General features: G+C 37.5%; 14 protein-coding genes. 12 read left to right on the forward strand and 2 right to left on the reverse strand.

Annotated elements, in window-relative coordinates; all coding sequences use genetic code 11:
- Nucleotides 1–33: 33 nt before the first annotated feature.
- From trmB to ABC382_RS21460, 3 genes are all read left to right on the forward strand, one after another.
- A complete protein-coding gene (trmB, locus tag ABC382_RS21450) occupies nucleotides 34–684 on the forward strand; it encodes a tRNA (guanosine(46)-N7)-methyltransferase TrmB (RefSeq protein ID WP_274794126.1) in 651 nt (216 codons plus the stop codon).
- A gap of 11 nt (nucleotides 685–695) precedes the next feature.
- A complete protein-coding gene (locus ABC382_RS21455) occupies nucleotides 696–1,559 on the forward strand; it encodes a YtnP family quorum-quenching lactonase (protein WP_322606025.1) in 864 nt (287 codons plus the stop codon).
- A 127-nt stretch (nucleotides 1,560–1,686) separates the two neighbouring features.
- A complete protein-coding gene (locus ABC382_RS21460; RefSeq protein WP_274794124.1) occupies nucleotides 1,687–2,913 on the forward strand; it encodes a carboxylate--amine ligase in 1,227 nt (408 codons plus the stop codon).
- Nucleotides 2,914–2,972: 59 nt separating this feature from the next.
- Here ABC382_RS21460 and ABC382_RS21465 read toward each other — a convergent pair whose 3' ends face one another.
- Nucleotides 2,973–3,287 (reverse strand): hypothetical protein, encoded by a 315-nt coding sequence (locus ABC382_RS21465; RefSeq protein ID WP_274794123.1) that lies wholly within the window; start codon nucleotides 3,285–3,287, stop codon nucleotides 2,973–2,975.
- 167 nt (nucleotides 3,288–3,454) lie between these two features.
- On the opposite strand from ABC382_RS21465, the gene ABC382_RS21470 reads away from it, so the two are divergent.
- The 9 genes from ABC382_RS21470 to ABC382_RS21510 all read left to right on the forward strand — a co-directional run bounded on the left by ABC382_RS21470 (nucleotide 3,455) and on the right by ABC382_RS21510 (nucleotide 13,466).
- Nucleotides 3,455–4,531: a M42 family metallopeptidase gene (locus ABC382_RS21470; protein ID WP_274794122.1), complete on the forward strand. Its 1,077-nt coding sequence runs from the start codon at nucleotides 3,455–3,457 to the stop codon at nucleotides 4,529–4,531.
- Between the two features lie 58 nt (nucleotides 4,532–4,589).
- A complete protein-coding gene (locus ABC382_RS21475) occupies nucleotides 4,590–5,111 on the forward strand; it encodes a DUF84 family protein (protein WP_274794121.1) in 522 nt (173 codons plus the stop codon).
- Nucleotides 5,112–5,205: 94 nt separating this feature from the next.
- A complete protein-coding gene (locus ABC382_RS21480) occupies nucleotides 5,206–5,724 on the forward strand; it encodes a hypothetical protein (RefSeq protein ID WP_312506618.1) in 519 nt (172 codons plus the stop codon).
- Nucleotides 5,725–5,794: 70 nt separating this feature from the next.
- On the forward strand, nucleotides 5,795–6,613 hold the full coding sequence (locus ABC382_RS21485) for a DUF1444 domain-containing protein (protein WP_274794119.1): 819 nt from the start codon (nucleotides 5,795–5,797) through the stop codon (nucleotides 6,611–6,613).
- 2 nt (nucleotides 6,614–6,615) lie between these two features.
- Entirely contained in the window at nucleotides 6,616–7,230 is a 615-nt protein-coding gene (gene ytpR, locus ABC382_RS21490) for a YtpR family tRNA-binding protein (RefSeq protein ID WP_274794118.1), read from the forward strand.
- Nucleotides 7,231–7,491: 261 nt separating this feature from the next.
- Nucleotides 7,492–10,686: a DNA translocase FtsK gene (locus ABC382_RS21495; protein WP_412927084.1), complete on the forward strand. Its 3,195-nt coding sequence runs from the start codon at nucleotides 7,492–7,494 to the stop codon at nucleotides 10,684–10,686.
- 229 nt (nucleotides 10,687–10,915) lie between these two features.
- On the forward strand, nucleotides 10,916–12,229 hold the full coding sequence (gene murC / locus ABC382_RS21500) for a UDP-N-acetylmuramate--L-alanine ligase (RefSeq protein ID WP_274794116.1): 1,314 nt from the start codon (nucleotides 10,916–10,918) through the stop codon (nucleotides 12,227–12,229).
- A gap of 109 nt (nucleotides 12,230–12,338) precedes the next feature.
- A complete protein-coding gene (locus ABC382_RS21505; RefSeq protein WP_274794115.1) occupies nucleotides 12,339–12,842 on the forward strand; it encodes a DUF948 domain-containing protein in 504 nt (167 codons plus the stop codon).
- 132 nt (nucleotides 12,843–12,974) lie between these two features.
- Nucleotides 12,975–13,466: a YtxH domain-containing protein gene (locus tag ABC382_RS21510; protein WP_274794114.1), complete on the forward strand. Its 492-nt coding sequence runs from the start codon at nucleotides 12,975–12,977 to the stop codon at nucleotides 13,464–13,466.
- Nucleotides 13,467–13,517: 51 nt separating this feature from the next.
- Here ABC382_RS21510 and pilM read toward each other — a convergent pair whose 3' ends face one another.
- On the reverse strand, nucleotides 13,518–15,671 hold the full coding sequence (pilM, locus tag ABC382_RS21515; protein ID WP_322611797.1) for a pilus assembly protein PilM: 2,154 nt from the start codon (nucleotides 15,669–15,671) through the stop codon (nucleotides 13,518–13,520).
- Nucleotides 15,672–15,694: the final 23 nt, after the last annotated feature.

Genomic DNA, 15,694 nt, shown 5'->3' on the forward strand with positions numbered 1-15,694 from the left:
AATAATTTCATAAGAAAGAAATGAGGAACAACATTGAGATTAAGAAATAAGCCTTGGGCGGAGGAAATGATAACAAATCATCCAGAGGTGATTATTCCAAATCCTGAAGACTTTAAAGGAAACTGGCAAGCTGTTTTCGGAAACGACAATCCAATCCATATCGAGGTGGGTTCTGGAAAAGGTCAATTTGTAACAGGAATGGCTTTGCAAAATCCAAATATCAACTATATTGGCATCGAGCTTTATGATAGTGTGATTGTTTGTGCATTAGAGAAAGTGCTAGAGGCAAAATCTCCAGCGAATTTACGCTTACTAAAAGTAAATGGCGCAGATTTAAATAAATTTTTTGATAAAAACGATGTATCACGCGTATACCTGAATTTCTCAGATCCTTGGCCAAAAACACGTCATGCTAAAAGACGTTTAACGCATGGGGATTTTTTGAAATTATATGAGTCGATTTTGGTGGATAATGGGGAAATCCATTTTAAAACGGATAACCGTGGTCTGTTCGAGTATTCATTAATCAGTATGTCCGAATATGGTATGTTATTAAAGTATGTATCTCTCGACTTACATGCTAATATGCCAGAGGATAACGTGATGACTGAATATGAAGAGAAGTTTTCTGCGAAAGGGCAGCCGATTTATCGATTAGAATCGCAATTTATTACTAAATTGTAGGGGGAGTATGGATGGATCAGTTACAGTTTCACAATATGTCATTATCATGGCTTAACGGGGGTGTTACGTGCCTTGATGGTGGTGCGATGTTTGGTGTTGTACCAAAGCCACTTTGGTCTCGCAAATATCCAGTCAATGAAAAAAACCAAATTGAATTACCAACAGAGCCTATCCTCATCCAGTATGAAGGTAAAAACTACCTGATTGATACAGGAGTTGGCTTTAAAAAATTAAATGAAAAACAGTTGCGAAATTTCGGGGTGACAGAAGAATCCTCGTTAGCGGATAGCTTGCAGGAGCTAGGGTTAACGACCGCTGATATTGATGTAGTGTTAATGACCCATTTACATTTTGATCATGCGGGTGGTTTAACGCAGTGGGAAGGAGATGTCCTTGTCCCAACTTTTCCGAATGCCAAAATTTTTGTGACGAAAATTGAGTGGGATGAAATGCGAAACCCGAATATTCGCTCTAAAAATACGTATTGGAAAGAAAATTGGGAGCCAGTACAGCACTTGGTTGAAACCTATGAAGGTTCATTAGAAGTAACACCTGGGATTGAAATGATTCATACAGGTGGTCATAGTGAGGGACATGCCGTTATTAAGCTAACACAAAACGGCGAGGTATTATTGCATATGGCTGATATTATGCCAACACATGCTCACCAAAATCCTCTATGGGTTTTAGCCTATGACGATTATCCAATGACAAGTGTATTTGCAAAAGAGCGACTTATGAAAGAAGCGCTTGCAAATAATTATGGCTTTATTTTCTATCATGATGCTTACTACCGTATGATTAAATGGGATGTAACAGGCAAAGAAATAGTGGATAAGTTAGAGCGTAGTAGACAAGCTGTTATTACATTTTAATAGAGTAAGGAAAGTAGAGGTATTTGACATATAAAATGTCAATGCCTCGCTTTTTTGTTCGTGACCACGATAGAAAATATGATACACTTAACACGATACAAAAATACAAAAGAGAGTTGAAATAAACATGGCAACTGAACAACCATTTTTACCAGTTTTACTAGGATCAGATATGAATGCATATGGTATGGCACGTTCGTTTTATGAAGCATATGGTATTAAACCACTTGTTTTAGGACGTTCTCATTTAACTGCCACACAAGATAGTCATATTCTACAATTTCAAGAAATAGACCGTTTAAATGAACAGGAAGTTTTTGCTCCTGCACTTGCAGAAGTCGCAAAAAAATATGCTGATAAAAAACTATTACTTTTAGCGTGTGGAGACGATTATGCCAAGCTTATTATTAAAAATAAGCCAGTATTGCAAGAACATTTTACAGTTCCTTACATCGATGAATCATTGATGGATGAAATTTTGTTAAAAGAAAATTTCTATAAGATGTGTGATCGATATGATTTTAAGTATCCGGGGACTACGACAGTAACAGCTGACAATTATGAAAACTTTACACCACCATTTTCTTATCCCATTATTTTAAAGGCATCAAACTCTGTGGAATATTGGGCTTGTAAATTCCCGGGTAAGAAAAAAGTATTTGTCGCGTATGATGAAGCGGAAAAAACGGCTATATTAAAAGCTATTTATAGCTCAACTTACCAGGATACAATGATTATTCAGGAATTTATACCTGGTGATGACTCTTATATGCGTGTGTTAAATGCCTATGTAGGGAAAGACGGGAAAGTCAAGCTAATGTGTTTAGGAAATCCTATTCTAGAAGAACATTCTCCTGAAGGTATCGGAAGCTATGCTGCCATTGTAACTACCTACGATAAAGAATTAATGGATCAAGTACGTTTCTTCTTAGAAGATATAGGCTATACGGGCTTTGCGAATTTCGATATGAAATATGATATCCGAGACAAGCAATATAAACTATTTGAAATTAATTTACGAAATGGTCGCTCTAGCTACTATGTAACAGCAAGTGGTCATAATTTAATGAAGTATGTTGCCGATGATCATATGTTAAATATCGAGCAAGATGTCACATATGTGCAGGACAAACATTTATGGATGATTATTCCTAAGGGTGTGCTGTTTAAATATGCTTCAAACGAAAAGCTTAAACTTGAAGCGAAAAAGCTAATTAGTGAAGGCAAGTATACAAATTCCCTTTACTTTAATAAGGACATGAATACTAAGCGTTGGGTGAAATTAACGCTTAATAACTTAAATTATTATCGTAAGTATAAAAAATATTTTAATAATAAAGGTTTATCCGAGTAAAATAAGGAAGCCATCTCAATTCAATGAGATGGCTTCTTATATTGTGCAAAGGATTAAGTTTAAACTTCAGTTAATTCCACTACAACACCTGAGCGTGCATCAGCAGCAAATTCGAAAGTTTGCATTTCGCCTTCATGCATACGAGAGATTCCTCCGCGGTATACTGGGATTGTCATAATACCGTTTGTGAAATCTTCTGTTTTCATAAAAATCCAAGAACCGTCAATCGGCGCATCCTTTTTAAATTCTCTTTTTATGTTTTCAAGTACTTGTCCTGCAGGTACGAACGGAGAAACTTTTTCACTAGCTTCTTTAATAATGACTGCGGCAGCTAAGCCAGTTGCAACACCAATTAAAAAATCACGTAATTTCATACATCTTTCCTCCTTTTTCTATAAGCTTATTTTAGCATAGCCTATAGAGTGAATGCACGTTCACACATTAGCTGTTTTAGGAAATGTATCAATATTTCGAATTCGGAAATAAATGTGATACAATAGGCAAGGAAGAATATTCTACTTCGTGGGGAGAGAGAGTCATCATGAATGAGGAAACATTACAATTATTTAAAACTTTAACAGAGTTACCAGGCGCTCCGGGTAATGAACATGCTGTTCGTAAGTTCATGCGCACTGAGTTAGAAAAGTACTCGGATGAAATCGTTCAAGACAATTTAGGGGGCATCTTTGGTGTCAAGCACAGTGATGTTGCAGACGCACCAAAAATATTGGTTGCTGGACATATGGATGAAGTAGCATTTATGGTTACTTCTATTACAGATAATGGCATGATTCGTTTCCAAACACTAGGTGGCTGGTGGAATCAGGTTATGCTTGCACAACGTGTAGAAGTATATACGAAGAATGGTGCAATTCCTGGTGTTGTGTCTTCCATACCACCACATCTTTTAACAGATGCAGAACGTGCTAAGCCAATGGATATAAAAAATATGCTAATCGATGTTGGTGCTGACAACAAGGAAGATGCAATGAATATGGGTGTTCGTCCAGGACAATCCATCATTCCAATTTGTCCATTTACACCAATGGCGAATCCGAAAAAAATTATGGCTAAAGCTTGGGATAATCGCTACGGCTGTGGTCTAGCGATTGAGTTAATGAAAGAAGTACAAAATGAAAAACTAGGATCGCATCTATATTCAGGCGCAAACGTCATGGAGGAAGTTGGATTACGTGGTGCTCAAGTATCAGCAAATATGATTAAACCAGATTTATTCTTCGCTTTAGATGCTTCTCCAGCTAATGATATGTCTGGAGAGAAAAATCAATTTGGACAACTTGGCAAAGGTACATTACTTCGTATTTTAGACCGCACGATGGTCACACATCGTGGTATGCGTGAATTTATTTTAGATACGGCTGAATCTAACCATATTCCTTACCAGTATTTCGTATCACAGGGAGGAACAGACGCAGGTAGAGTGCATACAGCAAATGATGGTATTCCAAGTGCAGTTATAGGAGTTTGTTCACGTTATATTCATACATCAGCGTCTATTATTCATATTGATGACTACGCAGCTGCAAAAGCATTAATTGTTGAATTAGTGAAAAAAGCAGATCGTTCGACATTAGAGACAATTCGCGCTAATGTATAAGAAGTTAGAAAGATGCCTTTTAGGGCATCTTTTTCTATGGAAAGAAAGTGGGGATTACATGAATATAGCCATTGGAACAACTAATAAAGCGAAAACTGAAGCAGTTGAAGTGATTGCTCGAAAATATTTTGAGGATGCCATTTTTACACATGTAAAAGCTGCTTCCGAAGTATCAGAACAACCGATAAGTAATGAAGAAACGAGATTAGGTGCAATGAATCGTGCTAAAAATGCCATGGTAACATCAGGCGCGCAATTAGCATTTGGCTTAGAAGGTGGCGTAACGGAAATCGACGATGATATGTATGTTTGTAACTGGGGAGCATTAGCAGTTGCAGATGGGACAGTTTTCACAGCCGCAGGTGCACAAATTATATTACCAAAAGAAATTGCCCAGGAAATAAAAGCTGGGGGAGAACTAGGACCCATAATGGAGCAATATACAAAACGTCGAGATATTCGACAGGGTGCGGGAGCTGTAGGTATTTTTACGCAAGGTTTAGTAAGTAGACAAATGATGTTTGAGCATATTGTATCACTTTTGGTTGGACAATATTTGTTCACATTTTCACAAAAATAGTTAATTGGGATTAGTGAACAGCGTGTTGTAAGGTTGCATCTTCTAAATAATTTTTTTAAAATAGAAAAAAGTTCGTAGTGAAAGGAAGAGAGACATGTCGGTTAAATGGCTAAGAACTATTGGCCTGATGCTTTTACTTCTGGTGCTTGCTGGTTGCAATCAGTCGATCGATGAGCAAATTGCTAATGGGCTTCAAATAACGGAGACGGTTTTTGCCGAAGAGCCAGAAGAACATACGGAGAAAATTGGAGATATTAAATTATATTTACCCTCAAACTTTAAAGTTGAAGACAGTTCAGATGAGTATAATATTGTGATTTCAAAAGGAAAAGAAAGCTATATTCTTTTTATAAATAATCGTGAAGCACAAGATAGTAAACTTTATTACAATCTTTTAAAAGAAAATGAAACTGACAAAATTATTGAAGAGTCGACTTATGATAAGGACGGTCGTTTTGGCTTTACAGCAGTCCTAAAAACCGATGATGAAAATGAAATGGAGCTCATCGTTAGTAGTGGTGGCGTGAAGATGACAACGATTTCTCAAGCGAAACATATTGAAAATAATTTGCGTGAGATGACGAAAATTGTTCATTCAGTTAAGATGAAGTAAATAAATTAGATTGAACAGACGGTTCACAAACATGTGAGCCGTTTCATTTTGAACATAGGATGTGAAAAGGATGAAGCAATTGAAGTCAGAACAACTGGTAGAGCTGTTAAAAGAACAATTAAATGAAGAAAAATATGAATTTCATTTTGATAAAAAGTACGATAAATTACGATTGAATCATAAGACGATTGACAAAGGGATGGAGCTTTCTTTACCTGGGATTTTAGCAAAATATAACGATAAACAAGAAGCGGCGATTAAGGAAGTTGTATATACAATTGAGCAAACTTTTAATGCAATGGAGCAAGAAAAAGAACAGGGCTTTCAAACGACTACACATATTTATCCCGTTATTCGTGCCACTTCTTATCCTCAAGCTTCAAAAGAAGGCCATGCATTTATTACAACAGAGCATACAGCTGAAACACGCATTTTTTATGCGCTTGATTTAGGAAAAACCTACCGTTTTATTGATGAATCCATGCTGGAAGCATTACAATTAACTGTGGAGCAAATTCGGGAAATGGCACGTTTCTCAGTGAAGCAATTACCAACTACGTATAAAAAAGATGAGGTAGCAGGTAATATTTTCTACTTTATCAATGTGAATGATGGCTATGATGCAAGCCGCATTTTAAATGAGAGTTTTTTAAAAGAAATGCGTGCACAGGTGGAAGGCGATATGACATTGTCAGTGCCACATCAAGATGTGTTAATTATAGGTGATATTCGCAATGAAACAGGGTATGATGTATTAGCACAGATGACCATGCATTTCTTTGCTGTCGGTACAGTACCGATCACGTCATTATCTTTTATTTATGAAGATGGGGAACTAGAACCAATCTTTATTTTAGCAAAAAACAGAGTGAAAAAGGAGCAAGAATAACAATGAATGTATTTTACAACAAAGAACATGTAGGAGATGTCTTACTAGTTCAACTGGCAACGGAATCTATTGTGAAAACAGTAGTAGAGCGCGCTGGAGATATAGCTATTTTAAAAGAAGCGCAAACAGGTGAAATTAAAGCGTTTAACTTATTTAATGCAAGCCACTACGTCCAAACAGACGCCAAAGGCTTAGTGGAAGTGACACCTGAATTAGTAGAGCAACTAGAAGCAGCAATCGAAAAAAATGGCGCTGATATCAACCTGGATGTTGATTTTTCTCCAAAATTTGTTGTTGGTTATGTGGAAACAAAAGACAAGCATCCTAATGCTGATAAATTAAGTATCTGTACTGTGAATGTAGGAGAAGAGACATTACAAATTGTTTGTGGAGCTCCTAATGTAGAAGCTGGTCAAAAGGTAGTTGTTGCGAAAATTGGCGCAGTAATGCCTTCAGGTATGCTTATTAAAGAAGGTAATTTACGTGGTGTGGAGTCTTTTGGCATGCTATGTTCAGCGCGTGAATTAGCTATTCCTAACGCTCCTTCTGAAAAAGGAATTTTAGTATTACCTGAGGATGCTATTGTTGGTAGTGCTTTTGAAGCACCAACTAAATAAAAATCCCTTGATGTCAAAAAGAATTACCTAAAATTTAAAAGTCTTATCGTGATATTATTCCTTCCATCAAGGTGAAATGCCCTAAATCGTTATGTTACTAATATGCTAGTAGCATAACGATTTTTTTGTTGAGAATGAGCCTCTAAATGCAAGTTTCAAGACCATTTTTATGGTATGCTTTTTGATGTAGACATTGAGCTATTGATTGTAAGAAACTAGACAATGCTATAAATGAAGTGTAAGAGAAATGAGTGAAACGAAGTGAACTGGTTTAAAAAACAAATTAGTAAATTTATAAATAAAGAAGACGAAGAATACGAATATGAATATTATGAGGATTACGGAGAAGAGCAAGAACAATTACATACCCATCACGAAGAACAGATGGCGAAGCAAAAGACTTTCCGTTTCCCATTGATTGACGATAATGAGAGAGAAATATCCTACACGCCACAAAAAGAAATGTTTGATTACGAGGATGATAGAGAAATTGGAGATTTATCGTTGCCTAAGCATTTAAACAATCATATAGTTGATTCCCGTGTTTACGATGTAGAGGTCTCTGGGATTCGAGATTTATTAGCTAATCGCTCAAAACGTACGGGCAGAAAAACAACGATGAAAAGTCAGCCTGTAGAACAGGAGAAACGATCAAGGGCAGGCTTAGTATTTCGAGATGCTCAGCAAGAGGCAGTGAATGTTAAACCCGCTCCAGTAACACCACTGAAAGAAAACAATCAGTGGAAAGAACAAAAAATAGTAGAGAGTAGTTTGCCTGAGAACCGTAAACGCTTTGTGCCAACAGATGTGCCTTCACCAGTCTATGGATTTGCAAAACCAAGTCCAATTAAAGAATTATTAGATAAAAGAAAAGAAGACTACGAGAAGCAAGAGGCGAAAGCTGTAGACGAAATGCCAGCTGTTACGAAGGCTTTAAAAGAAACGACAACAAATGAGGCTAATGAAAATATACTAGAAGAAAAAGAGCCGGCTAACACAAATCAAACCGTTGTAGCGGAGCAGCGTGAAATGTTTGACCATAAGGAGTTACCTACTGCAATTGAGCCAATAAGTTTTGACGATGAAGTAGTGGATGAGGCCAACACTGAGCAGGAAAGTATATCACCCAATGCAACTGTGCCTCAAACATCATCTTTTGCCATGTCTTTTGAAGATCAAGTGAGAGAGACAGATGTGCAAGATCAAGCCGTTCAACAACTATCGGCAGACCAATCTGAAATTCATGTCAAAGAAATGATTGTTGAACAAGTTCAAATCGAAAATTCTACAATCCATATAGGAGAGGTAACGGTTGTACAGCCTTCGCAGGATGAACAATTGCTTGTTGATAACCAATCTATTGAGACAAAGGAAGAAAAAAGCCGTATTCCTTTTAATGTACTCATGTTAAAAACGGATAAAGAAAAATGGAGAATCCAGCAGCAATTGAAAATGGTAAAACCCATTACTGACGAAAGTATTCAGAAAGTAGTGGAAAATGAGCAAGTGGATGTGGAGCTTGAAGAGAAAGAGGCACCATCCTCAGACAGCGTTGTAGCCATCGAGAAGCATCATACATTTGAAAAGCAATTCGAAGAGGATGTTAATCAGCTCATGACAGAGAATAGGTCAATGCAAGACGATGTGCCATCTCACTCATATGCAAAGAGCGAAACGCAAGGTACTCCTCAATACCGTTCTGAAGACAACGTAGCTGTCATTACAATGGCTCCTGTCACGACAATGGTAAGCGGATTAACGCAAGATAGCACTGCTATTGAAAAAGCCGCTATGGATGAAATTTCTGCAACTTCTGAGCTTGAACCAGAAACAGAGTCTACTACCGATACTGAGGTAATTTCAGAAACTGTAGAGTATCCTCAAGTAGAATCTGTTGATAAGCAGGAAAAAGCTCTAGTATTAGAAGTAGAAGAAGCACCAGAAGCACATGAATTAGAAGTAGAAGCAGTGGAAGAAACACCAGAAGCACAAATGGTTGAAGTGGAAGTAGTACAAGAAACTGAAAAACCTGCAAAGCCTGTTCACGTTTATCAAAAGCCTACGGATGAATATTTAGAGCCGCCAGAGGAAAAAACACAGGATACGGATTGGATGGAGCAGCAGGGGGATACATTGGTTGAGGCACTTTCATATTTCCAAGTTTCAGCGCAAATAGAATCGATTATGCAGGGTCCAGCTGTTACTCAATTTGAAATAACGGTGAGCCATGGTACAAAGGTTAGTAAAATCCGCAACTTAGCAGATGATTTAAAGCTAGCCTTAGCAGCAAAAGATATTCGTATTCAAGCACCAATCCCTGGAAAAAGTTCGATTGGTATTGAGATTCCAAACCGTGTATCTCGAGCCGTTCGATTATCAGAGGTAACCAATAGTCCATCCTTCGTTGAATCCGATTCACCGTTAGAAGCAGCGTTAGGTCTAGATTTAACAGGAAAGCCAGTCACACTAGATTTACGTAAAATGCCTCATGGCTTAATTGCTGGTGCAACGGGTTCAGGTAAATCCGTTTGTATTAATTCCATTTTGGTTAGTTTATTATATAAAGCTGCACCACATGAGTTAAAGCTTATGCTAATTGATCCGAAAATGGTAGAGCTGGCACCATTTAAGCATATTCCACATTTAGTTAGCCCTGTCATTACTGATGTGAAGGCAGCGACCGCTGCGCTAAAATGGGCAGTGGAGGAGATGGAGCGTCGTTATCAGCTATTTGCTCATGCAGGTGCACGTGATATTACACGTTACAATGCAATAGCTGATAAAAATAACGAGCATAGCCTAAAGCTTCCATATATTTTAATTGTTATTGATGAGTTAGCTGATTTAATGATGATGTCTCCAGCTGATGTAGAGGAGGCTATTTGTAGAATTGCTCAAAAGGCACGTGCATGTGGTATTCATTTAATTGTTGCAACGCAAAGACCTTCTGTTGATGTTATTACAGGGTTAATTAAATCTAATATTCCAACACGTATTGCCTTTGCCGTTTCCTCACAAATTGATTCTCGTACAATTTTGGATGGGCAGGGAGCAGAAAGATTACTTGGGCGAGGCGATATGCTATATTTAGGTAATGGTATGTCTGCGCCAGTGCGGTTACAGGGCACATTTGTCACAGATGATGAAATTGAAGCGATTATTGAGCATGTTCGTGAGCAAGGAGAGCCTGATTACATTTTCGATCAAGAGGAGTTATTAAAGAAAACTGAGGTGTCCGCAGAACAGGATGATCTGTTTGAAGATGTTTGTCGTTTTGTCTACGAGCAAGGTGGCGCATCAACCTCATTGATTCAACGAAAGTATCATATTGGCTATAATCGTGCGGCTCGTTTAATTGATATGTTAGAATCACATGGCTTTGTGTCGGAGGCTAGAGGCAGTAAGCCACGTGAAAGTTACATTACTGAAGAAGATTTAATTACTATGTTTGAATAAGAATTGCATTGTTTTCGTCTAGATTATCTAATTTACGTCGAAATTAGTTTTTTTAGAAAAGTTACACATCTATCCTTATGCATAAAAAGTGCTATAATAGACAAGATGTGTTGAATAGTACGTATTTTTTAACACTTGTGAAGGTATTAATACCTAACCATTCGTAAAATAATACGATACACCTAATAGATGATAGATGGGATATTGAAATTCCCGGGGGGTTTAATTAATGACAGTTTTTCATTTCACAGGCATTAAAGGTTCTGGCATGAGTTCGCTTGCACAAATCTTATTTGATGCTGGTGAACAAGTACAGGGCTCAGATGTCGATAAATATTTCTTCACGGAGCAGCCGTTACGTGAACGTAATATTCCAATTTTTACATTTAATGCTGATAATATTAAAGAAGGCATGACAGTGATTGCAGGTAATGCTTTTCCTGACGATCATCCTGAATTAGTGCGTGCCAGAGAAATCGGTGTAGAAATCATCCGTTACCATAAATTTTTAGGTGAATATATTGGTAACTACATTTCGATTGCTATCACTGGTGCACATGGTAAAACATCTACAACTGGTTTAATGGCACATGTAGTAGGTGGTTATAAGCCAACATCTTATTTAATTGGTGATGGTACTGGTGCAGGTCAAAAAAATGCTGATTTTTTTGTTATGGAAGCATGTGAATACCGTCGTCACTTCTTAGCATATAATCCTGATTATGCTGTGATGACTAATATCGACTTCGATCATCCAGACTACTTCGCTAATATAGAAGATGTTTATTCTGCATTTCAATCATTAGCTTTACAAGTGAAAAAAGCGATCATAGCATGTGGTGACGATGAACAGCTTCAGCGTATTCAAGCAAAAGTGCCAGTCGTTTATTATGGATTCGGTGCAGAAAATGATTTCGAAGCTCGTAATGTTGAAAAAACAACTGAAGGTACAAAATTTGATGTTTTTGTACGTAATGAATTTTATAGCACTTTCTTTATCCCATTATTTGGAGATCATGCTGTTTTAAATACACTAGCGGTGATTACGCTATGTGAATATGAAGGCATCTCACCTGATATAATCCAGGAGCGCTTACACACTTATAAAGGTGTAAAGAGACGTTTTACTGAAACGGATATAGGGGATAATGTTCTAATAGACGATTATGCACACCATCCTACGGAAATTCGTGCTACAATTCAATCAGCACGACAAAAGTTCCCAGATCGTGAGCTAGTTGCAATTTTCCAACCACATACATTTACACGTACACAAGCTTTTTTACAAGATTTTGCGGATAGTTTGAGCCTTGCAGATACAGCCTATTTATGTGATATATTTGGCTCTGCGAGAGAAACGCAAGGTGCTCTCTCTATTCATGATTTAGCGTCACTTATCGAAGGCAGTGCAGTGATTACCACTGAGGGAATTGATATATTAACAAAACATAAAGGCGCAGTATTTTTATTTATGGGCGCTGGTGATGTTCACAAGTTCCAAGATGCTTTTGAAAACGTGCTTAAAAACAATGAAACAGCTTAGTCCGTAGGGGTTAAGCTGTTTTTTCTCAAATTTGAGCAGGAATTCCGTTTTTTTTGTCGAAGATAGGGAAAGTAATAGTAAAGACAATTTACTAGCAGGAGGTTAACTTATGGAAGTGATTTTGTATATTGCAGCTATTATTGCAGCAATCGGATTTTTAATTTTATGTATAAGCGTGGGCATGACATTATTTTCGCTTAAGGCTATTTTAAACAGCTTAGCAGGAACACTATCAGGAATTGAAGGACAAATGGAAGGTATCACACGTGAAACAACGTCCTTATTAACGAAAACAAATAGCTTAGCAGAGGATATTCAACATAAATCGGAACAATTAAATTCTGTTGTACAAGCTGTTAAAGGTATTGGTGATTCCGTTAATGGTTTAAATAATTCTGTACAGCAAATCACTTCTTCTGTTTCTAAAAGTGTAGAACAAAATGAAGAAAAAATTGCACAAGTTGTTCAATGGAGTAATGTTGCGATGGGAATTGCAGATAAATGGAAAAAACGCAAAATCATTGAGCAAGAAACGGTTTCTGAAGATGCCTATGCATTTGAAACGGTTCAAATAGAAGAAAAGCCAAAAAGAAAATGGGGTCGTAAAAAATGATAATTATTCAGTGAGTATTCCATTCTGACTGAATAAAAATAAAGTCTTAGACATAAGTTGTAGATGCATCTGTGAAAGTAGATGGACAACCAGTCTAGACAAATTTGACAATATGATGGGGAGGAATTGTGCATGACAACTCAAAAGCCAAATTTTAACGAAGTAAAGGAACAACAGCTTGAAAGTTCATTGCCACAGCTTTATCATCCACAAGACTCGATTTATGAAGAGGAGCGTGTAAACATGAAAGATTTTGTGATTGGCGCATTAGTTGGAGGTATTGTAGGGGCAGCAGCAGGTCTACTGTTAGCTCCAAAATCAGGAAAAGATTTACGTAGTGATGTTGCTGTACAAGCTGTTCAGTTAAAAGATAAGAGTGCAGACTTCTCGACAACTGCAAAAGATAAAACGGTTCAACTTTCTAAACAACTTCAAGAACAATCTACACAATTAGTGGAGAAAGTAAAAACACTAAAAACGGCAAAAGCACCTACTGTGTTTGATGATGGTACGGTTTCCTTTGAAGGTGAAGAACCATTAGAGGATTTTATTCCTGGTCAGGAAACACAAGCGAAAGAAACAAACGAACAAAATGAAGATAAAAATGAAGAAGTACGTGCATAATGCATAGTTAAAAGGGATACGTTACATATAATAGTGTAACGTATCCCTTTTTTATGTGATGGGTGAGGCTTCTAATAAAATTTCTAATTGATCGCCACCGAATATTTCTGTATCAAAGCTCGCTGGTTGACCATTTCGTAAAATCGTGAAATTTCCCTTAAAGGTATTTGGTAGCTGCCAATTGGAGAAGCGGAAGACATCTTGATAAATCCAATGACTACGATCCTTTTCTTTAAAAACAATAGTAGCTCCATTCGGCACGGTAGACAGTGGCGATACGACATTTTGATTGACTAGTGCTTCATGTACTGTTTTAGTAAGCTCTAACACTTCCTGTTGGAAATGAATAATAATTTTATCCTCTAGCAAAAGATTCATTTGGTCTGCTATACGTTGAACAGTTGGTAAAGCTGGTTGTTGAAAGCTTATTATATCACCATCTTGAACAGCATAGCTCAATTTAGCTAATATGCCATTAATCATAAGCTGTGAGGAGAATTCCGGTAAATATAAAGGCTGACCGTTAACTTGAATTGTGTAGGATTCAAATTGCTTTAAAAAGTCTTGATTATTTGTGATTTTAAATACATCTTCAATAGTCTCAGCTATGTCAAAAGACACTATATCACGATCGTTTAATTGAGTATCAAGTGATGCAGGTGAATTATTGAGGGTCATTTTGGGCTCAATCACATACTTAGTATTTTGGATAGTAATTGTCTTTATCGCTGCATCATCAATAAGCTCCCTCACTGTTGCAGTAGCTGGAAGCCCATCTTTCCCTTCGATTAGTTGAATGGCATCGCCTGTTTTAATCAATGTTTTTGTAGATGCCTGTTGTCCGTTCACAAGTATTTCTGCTGGTTGACCATGACCACCTGGAATGAAAATGTCCTGTCCATTGACGCTAACAGATAACCCATGACCTGGCTTTCCGTACAATTGTTTTGCACGAATATTCGCTGCTAAAAAAGCATCTGCCACAGTCATTTCCTTTAATTCAAAAAGACGAACTACTTGATTATTGACGGTTAGGCTCATGTATTGAATAGGCATTTTTTTAGCAGCAATTGCAATCCCTATTGGTGTAACTAACTCTGGTGAGGCTTTAATATGTTCTTCCTTAGTTAGGTTTTGGATGGCATCAATACCTCGAACAGCTATTCGATTTGCTGGTAGGTCAAGTACATGGCCAAGTTCAGTTGTTAGGTTCGGTGTTAAGCTACCACCACCAACTAACATTACAGCTTTTGGAGCAACACGGTTATTAAGGCGTAAAATTTCTTCGCCGATGGACTTAGCTAGCTGCTTCACTGCTGGTTCAATAGCTAATAATACCTCTTCCTTTGGATAAGATTGATCAAATCCTAGAATATCTTGAATCAATATCTCGTCCGCTGTTTGGAGCTGGCGTTTAGCCTGTTCGGCAATAGGAAAGTCTAGTAAGTAATGGTCGCTTAAAGCTTCTGTTATTTCATCGCCAGCTGTTGGGACCATACCATAGGCGACAACTGTACTTTTATCTGTAATTGCTATATCAGATGTTCCAGCCCCTATATCAACAAGTGCTACGTTTAAGCGTCTCATCGTTGGCGGTATGAGCACATTAATGGCAGCAATAGGTTCTAGTGTTAATGCTTCCATCTCTAAATTAGCCCGTTTAAGAGCTGCAATAAGTGACTCCACTACAACCCGAGGTAAGAAAGTGGCAATCACTTCAATTTGCGCCTCATCACCTTGTTGATCAAGTAGGCTTCCTATTTCCTCGCCATCCAAACGATAATAAAGAACAGAATAGCCTACACAATAATAGTGGCTAATTTTTGCATCCTCTTTCTGTTGCAAAAGTTGTTGCTGCGCTTGTTGGACAGCCTGAAGTTCTAGGCGACTAATATCTTCTTCAGTAAAAATAGGCCGATTACGTATATTGATGGTCACGCTAGCTTGCTCAGTTTTTAAAGATCGACCTGCTGCAGCAACACTTACCTTTGTGAGTGGACCGTGTTTCTCTTGAAGTTCGCTTTTTATTTCATTAATTAAATCTGCCACATACATGACATTATGTATTTGACCATCTACCATGGCACGTTCTTTATGCTCTTTCACTAAAATATCTTCCACATGAAAATGGTCATTTTCTTCTTGTAGGATGATCCCGACCACTGAGCGTGTACCAATATCAAGTGCAAATAATTTAGAACTCAATGTAATCGCTTCCTTTCGCGTCA

The organism is Lysinibacillus phoenicis (assembly GCF_047238325.1).
GTDB classification, from domain to species: Bacteria; Bacillota; Bacilli; order Bacillales_A; family Planococcaceae; genus Lysinibacillus; species Lysinibacillus irui.